The 13921-nt window shown below is 44.1% G+C and carries 9 protein-coding genes; 5 read left to right on the top strand and 4 right to left on the bottom strand.

The window, feature by feature from the left end; genetic code table 11:
* Positions 1–41: 41 nt before the first annotated feature.
* From L1283_RS11995 to L1283_RS11985, 3 genes are all read right to left on the bottom strand, one after another.
* Entirely contained in the window at positions 42–290 is a 249-nt protein-coding gene (locus L1283_RS11995; RefSeq protein WP_286777269.1) for a hypothetical protein, read from the bottom strand.
* A 202-nt stretch (positions 291–492) separates the two neighbouring features.
* Positions 493–1500: a S41 family peptidase gene (locus L1283_RS11990; protein ID WP_429626124.1), complete on the bottom strand. Its 1008-nt coding sequence runs from the start codon at positions 1498–1500 to the stop codon at positions 493–495.
* A 230-nt stretch (positions 1501–1730) separates the two neighbouring features.
* A complete protein-coding gene (locus L1283_RS11985; RefSeq protein WP_312351890.1) occupies positions 1731–4088 on the bottom strand; it encodes an ABC transporter permease in 2358 nt (785 codons plus the stop codon).
* Between the two features lie 295 nt (positions 4089–4383).
* On the opposite strand from L1283_RS11985, the gene L1283_RS11980 reads away from it, so the two are divergent.
* The 5 genes from L1283_RS11980 to L1283_RS11960 are packed head-to-tail and all read left to right on the top strand — an operon-like array spanning position 4384 to position 12593.
* Positions 4384–4935 (top strand): RNA polymerase sigma-70 factor, encoded by a 552-nt coding sequence (locus L1283_RS11980; protein WP_429626123.1) that lies wholly within the window; start codon positions 4384–4386, stop codon positions 4933–4935.
* Between the two features lie 21 nt (positions 4936–4956).
* Complete coding sequence (locus L1283_RS11975) at positions 4957–6009, top strand: FecR family protein (protein WP_312351892.1); 1053 nt, start codon at positions 4957–4959, stop codon at positions 6007–6009.
* 38 nt (positions 6010–6047) lie between these two features.
* Positions 6048–9293: a TonB-dependent receptor gene (locus L1283_RS11970; RefSeq protein WP_312351893.1), complete on the top strand. Its 3246-nt coding sequence runs from the start codon at positions 6048–6050 to the stop codon at positions 9291–9293.
* 26 nt (positions 9294–9319) lie between these two features.
* Positions 9320–10684 carry a RagB/SusD family nutrient uptake outer membrane protein gene (locus tag L1283_RS11965; protein WP_312351894.1) on the top strand — a complete coding sequence of 455 codons (1365 nt, stop codon included), beginning with the start codon at positions 9320–9322 and terminating at the stop codon, positions 10682–10684.
* Positions 10677–12593 (top strand): thioredoxin-like domain-containing protein, encoded by a 1917-nt coding sequence (locus L1283_RS11960; RefSeq protein ID WP_429626122.1) that lies wholly within the window; start codon positions 10677–10679, stop codon positions 12591–12593. The genes L1283_RS11965 and L1283_RS11960 overlap by 8 nt, the downstream gene beginning before the upstream one ends.
* A 97-nt stretch (positions 12594–12690) precedes the next feature.
* Here the strand turns inward: L1283_RS11960 and L1283_RS11955 are convergent, their stop codons facing one another.
* Positions 12691–13731: a linear amide C-N hydrolase gene (locus L1283_RS11955; protein WP_429626121.1), complete on the bottom strand. Its 1041-nt coding sequence runs from the start codon at positions 13729–13731 to the stop codon at positions 12691–12693.
* Between the last annotated feature and the right edge of the window lie 190 nt (positions 13732–13921).

The raw sequence follows: 13921 nt of genomic DNA, 5'->3' as shown, positions 1-13921 counted from the left end.
GCTGTTGATTGTGCAGAGGATTATACCTTGATCAAACGCTATTAATGGCTTAATTGTAATTTTCCGATAAAGGGGCGATTATCAATCGTCAGAATAGCTTCTTTAAGGGAATAGCATAGCTGATAGTTTTCGCTCAGTGCTTTTTTGCTCGCGTCTATTTTGTCGTTTTCAACCTTGTCGACAATCCAGGTTGGGTTTAACGGATCTGAATTAAATTTGGTGATTAATACGGTAAATCCTTCTTTCTGAGCACTGATTAAAGTGTCTTTTGTGATGTCTACTATTTTCATAGTGAGATAATATACGAAAAAAAATACGAAACAGGATGTACTAAGTTTAAATGATAACCTGGTAGACTTGCGGACAATTTTAATAGAAATGTAGCTTCTTTTATGGATCCGGCGCTAAAATTGAAAAGTTTAGCGCCGGGAATATCCGCTGTGATGCAGATTGCAAAAAAAAATAAATGTAACTAAACTTTTTATCTTAATCTTATTTTCCATTGAGATGGTCGCGCACAAAATTTAGCCAACTCGAAGGATCAATGGTTTTATCAATAAATACGTCAGGTTGTAATCCGATGTCGTCTACAGGGAAGTCTGGAATACGATAACTTTTAGATAATCCATAGTACAGTTCAATATCGCCACAGGGTGATGTAACGATATTTACATTCGAGATATCAAGCATTCCTTTGGTTGTTCTACCGTACAATTTTACCTTTTTACTTTGCATGGCGGTCAATAGAAATTGCTCTGTCGTGCTCCCGTTATTTTCATTGATAACGATCCCTATGTTTTTGGGATAAGGCTGAATGGTATCCAGCTTGGTTATGTTTACTTTTTTATTGAATAAATCGACATACTCACCTTTATTGGCCTGCAATTTTTCGTAGTAGATTTTGAACGTTTTTTTAGACTCCTCGTCAAAATCGGGGTTTTGACTCAGCTCCAACATGCGTTGATTATTTAAATCTGTCGAATAAAATAATGCACCTACGGTTCTAATCGGCTGCGTATATAAGAAGGGGATAAGGCTACTATAACTCGCATCACTTCCGCCTGGATTATTTCTAACGTCAATAATAAAATTTTCGGTCGATAAGATGGTTGCTCGGTTGGCCAATATAAGGCTGTCAATTGCTTTTTTTTCGGATATTTCAAAATCAGGAATTCGGAGGTAAACCGTGTTTTCATTTATTTTTTCGAATAATGGCTTTGTGGCGTTTAATGGATTTAGATCCTTTTCAATAGGCTGCTTTTTTTGTTCGGTAACCTTTTCGCCTTTCTTTGTTTTTCCAATATAATTTACGCCGATATGCCCATTACGAAAGAAACGGATCCATTGATTGAGTAATGTAGCACATTCCTGATTATTGGACAGGTGTTTAACTTTTTCGAGATACATTTTATTGTGCAATTCATAGGCATCCTTGCCCTTCTTGCTGATGGTATATTGAAAACCGGCATCATTTTCTTCAAACGTTTTTTTTACCCACAAAAAATTGGATTCACAATTGCAGTTTTGAGCGAAATTTAAGATAGGTAAACTTAGCAATAGCCATAAAAATAGGACGCGTCTGTTCATTTGTATTATTAGAAATGTTAATAATTGTCGATCGCACAAATATAGACTAAAAAAGGAAAATACACGCGTAACCGAACAAAAGATTATTCAGGATGTCAAGGGCCCATTTTTTAGGTATGATGGTATTAGAAAGTTTCTTCTTCTTACTCATCCCTCAGGCTGACAGCCGGGTTGATCAAGGCTGCTTTGATCGCATGATAGCTGATCGTGAGCAACGCTATTATCAACGTACCCATACCGGCAGCAATGAAGATATCCCAGGTGATTTTAATACGGTAAGTATATGCGCTGAGCATGTCGTCAGCGATATAATAGGCTATCGGAAATGCGACCAGGCATGAGAAAAGGACCAGCAGCACGAAATCTTGAGACAGCATCCTCATGATCTTAAAAGTAGAGGCTCCCAGTACTTTGTGGATACCGATTTCCTTCGTCCGGTTCTCGGCTATATAGGCAATCAGGCCATATAAGCCAAGGCATGAAATAAAAATTGTCAATAGTGCAAAAAGACTCGAAAGTGTACCCAATTGTTGAAAATCTTTAAATTTTTCGGCGTACTTGCTGTCTACAAAGGAATATTCAAAAGGATAGTCGGGATTATATTCTTTAAAAATCTTCTCCATGGCAGCAAGTGCTTCTGACGTATTCATATGGTCGTTTATGCGTATGTTCGTAACCTGAGTACCTGCATAAGCACCCTGAATGACCATTGGAGTAATGGGACTGAAAGGCGATTCCTGAATAAAATCCTTGATAACTCCGACGATATGCCAATTCCTGCTATCGACAACCGTTTTGCCGATCGGATCATCAAAATTAAATGCCTTGGCGGCGGATTCATTAATAATCATCGCGGCAGAATCAGTTGGAAATTTAGCCAAATCAAAATCCCGCCCTGCAACTAATTGCAGCTCTGCCGTGTTGACCAAATTTTCATCGGCACCAATTCTGGCAAAAATGGTGTTATTACCTTTGGGCTTCCCAGCCCAGTCCATGTAGTTGCTGCTTCTGTTCTCCGTAAGGGGGGACGAAGTCCTTGAAATCTGTGTGGCAATACCGGAAGACAATAATTTGTTTTTTATAAGTAATCTATTTTTGCTGATTTCTCCCTGATCGATAATACTAACCAACCTTTCCTTATTATATCCGATTTCTCTATTTTGAGCGTATTTGATTTGCCGATGGATGGATAATGTTGTTATGGTCAGGATGATAGCAATACAAAATTGGGAAATGACGAGGATTTTCCGAGGGTTAAATTTCTGTTGAATAGGAAGATATTTGCCTTTCAGTACTTTCGTCGGCAGGAAGGAAGACAGATAAAACGCAGGATAGCTCCCTGAAAGAATTCCGGTCACTACAATAAATCCTGCAAACATTGCCCAGAAAAGGAGATCGTCAAATTGGATAGATAGCTTTCTGGAGACCAGATCATTAAAGTAGGGGAGCGCTATCAGGGTAATCAACAGGGATAATAGGCCAGAAATACATGAAATCACCATGGATTCAGTCAGGAACTGACCGACCAACAGCTTTTTATTTGCACCGACGACTTTTCTGACACCTACTTCCTTCGCCCGTTTTTCGCTCTGAGCCGTGCTTAGATTCATGAAATTAATGCAGGCAATAATAAGAATAAAACAAGCAATGGCGATAAATGATCGTACCATGCCAATTCGTTGCGAGCTTGGCTTTCCCTGCTCAGTAAAGTTGCTATAAAGCCATTTATCGCCGATAGGTTTAATAAAATTGGCCACTTTTGTATCGGTATGCTTTCTTAAGAAATATTTTATATTTGTTTCAAATTGATCGACATTCGCACTTTTATGCAGTTGTATGTAGGTCTGAATGGAATTATTTCCCCAATAATCGTCTGAATAGCCTATTTTCTCCATTAGTGTCCAGGGTACGAGATAAGTGCTTCCTTTCATAAACGAATTATCTGGCAAGTCCTCAATAATCGCAGACACAGTTGAAATTTGGGAGCTGTCCAGTCGGATGGTCTTGTTGATCGGGTCGGAATGCCCAAATAATCTTTCAGCCAAAGATTTCGTGAGAACAATCTGGTTGGGATTTTTTAATGCCTCGAGGGGATTGCCTGCTATAACCTTGTAATCAAATATTTTTAAGAATGTGCTGTCTACGAAAACACCTTGTTCTTTTGCAAGTTTTGTTTCTTGATGGGTTAAAAGAAATCCAGTACCCTTATCCACTCTTGTAATCGCATTTATCTCAGGAAAGTCGGTTTTTAAAGCCGCAGCCATTGGCTTAGGCGTATAAAAATGTTCGACGGCTTCGCCTTCCCATACATCTTTCATCCCTACTGCATAGATCTGATTGGTATTAGAATAAAAGCGGTCAAAGCTAAATTCGCTTTTAACCCATAGCATGATCAATATGGCAGCTGTCATTCCAGAAGCTAATCCTACACTGTTTATCGCTGTAAAACCTTTATTCTTTGCTAAATGACGAAAGGCAATTTGAAAATAATTCGTAAGCATATGAAATTGTTATGGATTAACGTTTACTAATTCATTGCCAATAAAATAAAGTGCTGAAAATAAGTAGTTAAAGCGTTTTTTATCATCAATTGCATGTTCGAAATCGAACGATCTTTGTTCGAATGCGGACAATTGAGGAAAGGTTATTGAACCTATTGATAAACTCAAAATTTTACTAACATACAGGAGCATCTTCATTGCATTATTTTACAGGTTTCATTAGAAATCCATCATAAATTGACTTTCCTAAAAATAAAACCTAATTTTGACTGATCAACAATAACTAAACCAGCAGATGAGTGTTACACATGTCCGACAATTGTTTACCCAACTTTATGAAGAAAATTGGGTGAAGTTGTATGTGCATGTGTTTCGGATGTTAGACGATCGTGACGAAGCCCGTGACATTGTACAGGAAATTTTCGCCAATCTCTGGGACCGCATGGAACGGCTCGAAATTGAACATTCTTATCAGGCGTATCTTTTTCGTTCGGCCCGTAATTTGGTCATCAATCGTATCGCCAGCCAGGATGTGGGCCGGAAATATGAACATTACCTGGAGCATGCCGCCTCAACTACTGAAATTATGCCCGACGAGTTGCTGCGGGAGAAAGAACTGGCTCAGCAGATCGATCAAGCGATTGAAAAGCTGCCACGTAAAATGGCTTTGATCTTCAAAAAAAGTCGTTTCGAGCAACGAAGTTATCGGGAGATTGCCGCAGAACTTGATATCTCTGAACAGACCGTCAAAAAGCAGATATACAATGCGTTGACGGTTTTGAGAAAAAAAATTCGAACTATTTTCATTTTTTTTCTACCACTAAGTGGACACTATCCTGTCTTCTAAACGGTAAACAGGATAGAACCTATGAAACAACGATTATCCAAACAACTACTGCAGAGGTATCAGCAGGGGATGTGCAGTGCCGAGGAAATTGCACTTGTCGAAAGTTGGTACAATCAGCTCAGTCGGAAAAATAATGAAAGAGATATACCAGAACTTGATCTGGCTGCTGAAGACCGCTATTTCCAACAGCATATTTTTGGGCCCGAATTAAGGGCTAAAAGCCACCAAAAGGCCTATTTGAAGGTGGCTGCCAGTATTGTATTCTTTTTGATGGCAGGTGCAGCGCTGTACTTCTTTTCCCTGCCCCAACAATCGCCACAGCCACTGCCTTTTAGTGTCGGCCAGTTCCAGGCCGATCTGCTGATCGGCAATGAAGTGGTTAGCCTGGACGAAAAGAAACCGTTTAGCCCGGCCTACATGGCGCAGGGGAAGGGGGATAACCTGGCGGTCAAGACCAAAAAGGGGCAAGAATTCAAAATGGAACTTCCCGATGGAACCACCGTATGGCTAAATGCAGACAGCAAGCTGGAAATAGGACCGGGATACGACCTCAAGGAACGCTCGGTATTCCTGACGGGTGAAGCTTATTTTAAGGTGGCAAAAAATAAAGCCAAACCTTTTATTGTTCATGTCGGCAACACCAGCATTGAAGCCTTGGGAACCGCTTTCAACGTGAAGTTATACGCAAACGATAGCCAGCTCTTAACCACACAGCTCGACGAAGGTAAAATACGGGTCAGCAATGCGGATCTTCAGGAGATTCTGCTACCGGGACAGTCGATCGAACTGAATGTGCTGAACGGTGCCTTCCAGCGAAAGCAGCAAAATACACAACAGGATGCTGCCAATTGGAAAGACGGTTACTTTGAATTTGACCAGACACCGCTTCCCGAGATTTTGGCCGATCTTTCCCGTTGGTACAATTTTACCTATAGCCTGGCGCCCGTCTATAAAAACAAAGTCCTTAGCGGGAAAATCAGCAAAAAAGAGTCCTTTGAAGAAGTACTCAAAATATTACGGTTCGCCGGCATAAACTATACCATCGACAACGATCGACTTGTCCTTGTTCCCTAACCAAACCCAAACAAACGCATTTTCAATCTAAATACCCTATGAAACAATCCGTAAAAACACTGCTATTGATGCTGATGCATGTCAATGGCTATGCCTTTAGCCAGCAGGGAGACAAGGCATCTGACCATGTTCAATTTAAACAGCTCGTTAAAGCCATTGAGCAGCGCAGCGATTACCGCTTTGTGTATGATCCCCATGAAATTAACCCCGACCTGAATATTGATGTCAATTTAAACAATGCCAATATCCCCGAGCTACTTAAACAGGCATTCTCGGCTAAGGGCATCCGCTATCAAATTGTCAAAAACACCATCGTGCTCCAGGGGAAGGGGGTAGCAAAGGCGCTCCAGATGACCGTCTCTGGTCGGGTCAGCAATGCTACCGGTGCAGCGCTTGAAGGGGTTAGTGTACGGGTTAAAAATAAGGTAGCCAGTACAGTGACCGATGCTAACGGTCGTTTTAGTTTAAATGGCCTGCAGCAGGATGATATCTTACTTTTGAGTTATGTGGGCTACCGCAGCAAGGAAGTGAAGGTGGCCGACAAGGCCCTCATGGAAATAAGCCTTGAGCTAGATCCGGGTAACCTGGATGAAGTGGTGGTGATCGGTTACGGTACGTCTTCGATACGCAAAAATACGGGTTCGGTATCCAGTGTAACCGGCAGGGAAATAGAGACCCAACCGGTACTCGATCCCCTGGCTGCATTGCAGGGCCGCGTTGCCGGACTTAGTATCGCTTCTAATTCGGGCTTGCCGGGCAGTTCTTTTCAGGTGCAACTGCGGGGTGTAAACTCCCTGAGTAATGGCAGCAGCCCCCTTTACATTATCGACGGTATTCCATTTTCGGACGAAAGCATGAATCAGTTTACCGCGGCCAATGGCAATCAAAGCCCGCTAAGCCTAATCAATCCAAGGGATATTGAACGCATCGATGTGCTTAAAGATGCGGATGCGACAGCCATCTATGGCTCCCGGGGTGGGAATGGGGTGATCCTGATCACAACAAAAAAAGGAAATAAGGGCGGACTTAAAATAGACTTTAATGCCAATGTGGGCTCCGGTAAGGCCATCCGCAACTTGAAGATGCTCAATACGGAACAATATTTGGAAATCCGGAAGGAAGGCTTTAAAAACGATAACTGGACAGCGACAGCAGATAATGCGCCGGATCTGCTCACCTGGGATCAGTCCGCCTACAGCGACTGGCAAAGGGAGTTTTATGGTGCATCGGCCCCTTTTTCAACCTATCAGCTGTCATTTTCGGGCGGAAATGAATATACCCAATACCTGGCCAGTACCAATTTCAATCGTCAGGGTGATCCCTTGCCCGGTAATAAAAATTATCAGCGTGGGGGTGCGCTGTTGAACCTGTCTACGCAGTCCAAAGATCAACGATTTAAACTCAACAGCAGTTTCAACCTCAACCTGGACCGTAACAATACCGTGCCGACAGATATCGCACAGTTTTATAACCTGGCGCCCAATTATCCCATATACGATGAAAAGGGCGACTATTATTGGTTTCAGCAGAGTTTGCAGAACCCCGCCGCCTATATGGAGCGCTCGAGTGTTTCGAAATCAAAATCCCTGCTGGCCAACTTTTCTGCCGAATATGCGATCTTACCCCAGCTGGTCGCAAAAGTCAATGTGGGCTACAACCTCAAAAGCATGGACCAGACGCGCTTGCTGCCCAATGCGGGATTTAATCCATTGACGAGTACGGGTTCCATGGCTTCTTACGGGAATTCGGATTATCAGTCCTATATCATTGAACCGCAATTAAACTACAGCAAAACAATTGGTAAACATGATTTTAAACTGCTTTTGGGTGGTACCTGGCAGCAAAGGGTCAGCGAAGGGAAATACTTCGATGGCAGCAGTTACCCGAGTGATTCACAGCTAAACAATATCGGTGCTGCAGGTATCCTTGTGAATCGCAACAATCAGTATGCAGATTACCGTTACCAGTCTGCATTTGGTCGTATCAATTATGCCTATGCCGACAAATATTTGTTGAATTTCAGTTACCGAAGGGATGGCTCTTCCCGCTTTGGGCCCAACAATAAGTACGGTAATTTTGGGTCGATCGGTGCAGCCTGGGTGTTCAGCAGCGAAGAATTTCTCCAGGATCAGTCTATCTTGAGCTTCGGGAAGCTTCGTGCCAGCTGGGGGGTGACGGGTAATGACCAGATCGGTGATTACCAATATCTGGATACCTGGGGCACAGGATTTGCCTACCAGGGCATCACGGGGCTTTATCCGACACGGGTGTTTAATCCCAATTTTGGATGGGAAGAAATCAAAAAGAAAGAACTGGGGCTCGACCTTGGCTTTTTCAGAGACCGTATTTTTCTCACGGCCAATTATTACAACAATAGATCGGATAATCAGTTGATCAATATTGTGCTAGCACCGCAGACGGGCTATAATTCTTATTTTGGTAATACCCCCGCACTGATCGAAAATAAGGGCTTTGAGTTTGAGCTGAGCAGTGTGAATATCCAAAAGGAAAAGTTCAGCTGGAAAACCAATTTCAATATTACTTTCCCGTCCAATACCCTGCTGGAATATCCCGGGCTTGCGAGTAGCAGTGATGTGCGGCGGTACGTCATTGGCGAGTCCACACGTATCGTCCGCGGATTTCAGTTTACGGGAGTGGATCCACAAACCGGGGTCGCCCAATTCCGGGATGTGGATGGTGATGGGAAAATCAGTGATTTCAATGATTATGTGACTTTGGGATCACTACTGCCCAAGTACTATGGTGGTATCGGCAATAATCTGAGTTATGGCGATGTGAGCCTTGGATTTCTATTTCAGTTTGTCAAACAGGAGGGACCATCCATTGGTTACGGCCCACAGGCAACAACCATTGGCGGATTGGGCAATCTGGATGAATATGTGTTAAATCGTTGGCAGAAGCCCGGAGATGTGACGGATGTGCCACGTGCAACAGCCAATAGCGGCAACGAAGCTAACCTGGCTTACCGCAATTACTACCGCTATTCTTCGGCCGTATGGGACGATGCTTCTTTTATCCGCTTAAAAAATGTATCGCTCAGTTACGATATCTCCAAATGGGCAAAGAAGATCAATATGAGCCGCGTTGTGGTACAGTTCAATGCACAGAACCTCTTTACCTGGACAAGCTTCAGAGGTATGGATCCCGAGATGCCTGGTTTTGACCGTACTTATGTTTCGGATGTCAATCCCTTTGGTTCGGTACGGAACAGCGCCACGCCATCCATGCGCACGTATACCGTTGCGGTTCAGCTCACTTTTTAATGATCATAAAACTAAAGACATATCCCATGAACAAATATATTATCTACAGCCTTTTTGCAACACCACTGCTAAACATCTCCTGCAATAAATTTCTGGCCGTGGACCCACCCAAGACAGAAGTAGCAGCAGAGTCGGCCTTCAGTGACGAAAAGACGGCCACAGCAACCGTGGGCGGACTCTATACCAGTATGAACAACTACAATAACCAGTTCGCCAGTGGGCTGATGACCATTGTACTGTCCAGTCTGGCCGACGAGTATAACTCAGCCTTTACAAGCTACGATGAGTACAAATACAATAAACTAAGTCCGGCAACCTCTTATCTTGATCGGCTCTGGTCGCAACCTTATAGCTATATCAACCACAGCAATAAGATTATCGAGGGTGTCGAAGCCTCGGCGCTCAGCAGTACGGTAAAGGCACAGCTATCGGCCGAGGCCCGTTTTACAAGGGTATTCAATTACTTTTACCTGAGCAACCTCTTCAATAAAGTGCCTCTCATCACCGATACCAAGGATCTGGAAGCCAACAACCGAAAAGGTCCGGCCTCCAGGGAAGAGCTCTATGCTTTCATGGTGGATGATCTGCAGAAATCTGCTGTCGATATTGCGGATGCCTATCAGGGCAATGAGCGTACCCGCCCCAACAGAAAAGCGGTTGACGCGCTATTGGCCCGGGTATATCTGTATCATGGCGACTGGGCCAATGCCGAAGCAATGGCCGATAAAGTCATTGCTGATAACCGGTACGAACTGTCGCGCGACCTCAATACCGTCTTTTTGAAAACGAGCAAAGAGGCAATCTGGCAGCTGCAGACCGTTAATCTTTCCACTGCCGGAGTCAACACCTGGGAAGGTTTCAGTATCGTTCCGACAGTAGCTACAGCACGGAGTTATTATCAGGTGTATGATACCACGGTAGCGGCCTACGAAGAAAATGACTTACGTAAAGCGATGTGGTTAAAGCCTTATGTGGTAAGTAATAAGACGCTTTATATGCCGTATAAGTATAAGGTGCGCACGGGCGCCCCTGTAACCGAATACAATACTGTGCTGCGCCTTGCCGAGCAGTATCTGATCCGTGCCGAAGCGCGGCTAAACCAGAATAAGTTGCCGGCGGCAATACAGGATATCAATCAGATCCGCGAACGTGCAGGTCTTGCTGCGCTGCCACAAACGATGGACAAGGCGGGCATTGCGCTGGCGCTCGAAAAGGAGCGGCAGCTAGAACTGCTCGGTGAATGGGGCCACCGTTGGTTTGACCTGGTGCGCACAAACAGGGCCCTCCCTGTACTTTCGAAGGTCAAAACAGACTTTAGTGAAAGCGATACCAAAATACCGATCGCCAGTGCTATTTTAATTACCAATGCTAACCTCCAACAGAATGATTAAGCTATTCAAATACGCATTGCTGCTGTGCCTGCTACAGGCAAACCTGCTGTTGCAGGCACAAGTGAGCATTTTGCCGCAAAAAGCAGCGGCCGGAGATACCGTGACCATCAGCTTTGATCCGGGTAAATCTGCTGCTACCCATAAGGAAGGGCCATTTTTCGTGGATTTCAACTATTCAAATTTTTACGAGTTCCCGAGCCGCATGCCCATGCAACAAGAAGGTGGAATCTGGCGTGTACGTTTTAAACTGCCCGCCTACGCCAACTTTTCCTGCTTTACGATTGCCGACAAAGACAAGAAATTTGTACAGCAGGCAAGCGATAGCAGTCAGTATGAGATCTACGTCTATAAGCAGGGGAAACTGATTGCCGGCAATTACCTTGGGAAATCATACAGCGTGCCGGTGCAGGACAAAACCTCAGATCATATCCTGGCTACACAGGAGTATTACCTCAAAAAAGAGCTGAGTCTGTATCCTGACAATTACGAGGCACAGCTCCGGCTGATTGTGCTACAGATGAAAAACGCTGGTCCGGCCCAGCAGGGGTGGCTCTTGAACAAGGGCTTGGCCGTGGTGGAAAAGAAATTCAGAAGCAATCCGCTCTTTGAAGGGAACCTCAACAAGGTGACCATGGGCTATCTGATACTCGGCCAGAACCAAAAAGTGGATTCGATCCGCCAGGTGGTGATCAACGAGTTTCCCAACAAGAAGATCGGCATAGGGTATCGGCTCAATAAGTTGTTCCGCGAGCAGGATTCCACCGCCGTGGTCGCCAAGATAGGGCAGCTTCTAGCCCTCAAGACAGCCGATAATGAGGCGGCCTATGGCAGCGCCTACGACTATCTTTTTACCTACTATGTGCAGCACCGCGACAGCGTACAGGCCAAGAAATACCTGCCGCTGATTACCCGTTGGGAACAGGATCCCTACAAATGGCGCACATACAATCAGTATGTGCAGCTGCTCTTAGCGCATAAGCTGATGCTGCAGGATGCGTCCAAGCTCAATTTATATCTACTTGACAGTGTTGCGGCCTATCCCGTGAGTTTAATACGCTATTTCCCCGAAACGGGCTATCTGGTGGCCCATGATCCGGCCAAGGCGGATAAGCTTGCTGCAGTAAAAGCAGAAATTATGGCCAATCAGGGACTTATCGCTGCTCAGTTAAACCAGCCTGAAGCGGCCCGGAAGTGGTTCGATAAAAGTATCCCTACACTCCAATCGGCGGCACTGCTGCGGGCGGTGGCCATGCAGTATCAGCAGTGGAATGATCCAAACAGTGCTATACCTGTATTGGAGGCAGCCTATCGTTATGCTCCTTTTGATCCAGCGATCAGGCAGCTTCTCGACAAAGCGATCCTTAAAAACGGAATGGACAATGCTGCCGAACGGCAGGCTTATTTTAGCAAGCTTGACAAGCAATGGAAACAAGGGTATTACCAGGAGTTTCAAAAGATCATCGGCAATACGCCATTTCCAGAAGACATCAGCATAGTTGATATGGACAAAAAACCTTTGCTCAAAGCGGATCTCCAGGACAAGATTGTCATCATTGATTTTTGGGCAACCTGGTGTAAGCCCTGCATCGCTTCATTTCCCTATTTGCATCAGGTGTACAAAAAATATGCGGATGACCCGCAGGTGAAGTTCGTGATACTCAATTCGGGCAGCGGAAACAGCTGGGACGATGCCTACAAATGGGCGAAAGCCAATCCCGAATTTGACTTTCCATTTTATTACAACCAAGATAAGAAGCTCAGTAGTAAGTTGGATATCACATCCATTCCGACAACATTGATCCTGGACAAAAAGGGGAACATCCGTTTTCGAAAGGTGGGATTTGAAGGTGAGAAGCTACTGCAGAGCCTCGATGCCATGATCGAATACCTGAAAGAACTGGAGCACTAATTTGTTGGATTCCATGTAGCTGTTCGCAAATGTGCTGTTTCATTGAGATAGTAATACGACAACATCAATGAAACAGCAATTGCTTATATCATATCGATCACAACCCCATAAATTTAAAAGGTTGTACTTTTTTTAGGTGTTCATTGCTCAATCCAGTATAGGTTTTGTTTTGTTCCACATCAAGTTTAAGAACCTGACCTTTTTCGCTCAGATCCGGATCTTTTAGATTGATCCAAAAAGTACCCGGTGTGGTTACTGTTTCAAAATAGTAAACCAAATCTTTGTGATCTGCTACAGAACGCCAACGTGTCGTCGAGATATTGGGTTCTTCCTTGGAGGAAATTCCATAAGGAACAGAACAGTTGCGAATTACGCTAAACACACTTGCAACGGATTTCCTCACGTCATCGGTCTGTGGAATTGCATCAATATAAAAGGAAGCACGCACAAATCGGTCTGCCGCACGGTTGGTACCAGGCAACATGATGGTACCTGGAATTCCCCGCCAATAATTATTGAGTGCCAGCTGCTCTTCAAAGATCGGCGAGTTTGTCATCACGACGTATTTCGGGTCGTGGTGTATCACAAGCTTTCCGTTGATATATTCAAATATGGCGTTGTCGCCAGATTTATCGGATAATGATAAATGGAGTGTCGTAAACCGCTGTGTACCCGGAATATAGTCGCTGACTAAGACGAAAGGTTCGCTTTTAAGAGCATCTACGGCCTCTGCTACCGAAGCATAGTTATCTAATATATACTGTGCCCAAGCGGCAATGGTCAATCCGGGCTTCTGTCCTTTTGGATCGAATTTAGGATATTGGGATTCGGCTAGCCAAAGGACATTGGCTACAAGGCCAGCCTCATTCAAGCCATCTGTAGTGGCGATGTCCCAGGCACTCGCAATGACACTGCCATATTTTGAAGTCCATTTGACGGAAAGGGGACCCACTTCTCCATTTCGTTTCATCCCTTTTGGAAACACCCACAGATTAACGGGTATTTCATCCCGCCAGTCCATACTTCGGGCGGTAAGGACAGTTTGATTGGGCCCTTTATATACAACGCGTGTGCATGCATCGGTTTTGCGATAGACAAAACAAAAAACCAGCACTAAAACAATTAAGATTCTTTTCATTTTCTTAAATTTATATGATTAAAATGTATTCCTATGTTGGTCTATAATCCCGTAGCTCAATTCGCCTGCTGCTACATTTAACTTATTTAAGTCTATTTTTGTTAATTAGGATAATTATCATTGCCATAATAACTAATTTTCCCCTCTTTTTGTTTGTCCTAACCGTCAAATTTTGGGTAGCTTAATATTA

Source organism: Sphingobacterium sp. HSC-15S19, from assembly GCF_050433745.1.
Classification (GTDB): domain Bacteria; phylum Bacteroidota; class Bacteroidia; order Sphingobacteriales; family Sphingobacteriaceae; genus Sphingobacterium; species Sphingobacterium siyangense.
This window is presented reverse-complemented; position numbering and strand designations above follow the sequence as displayed.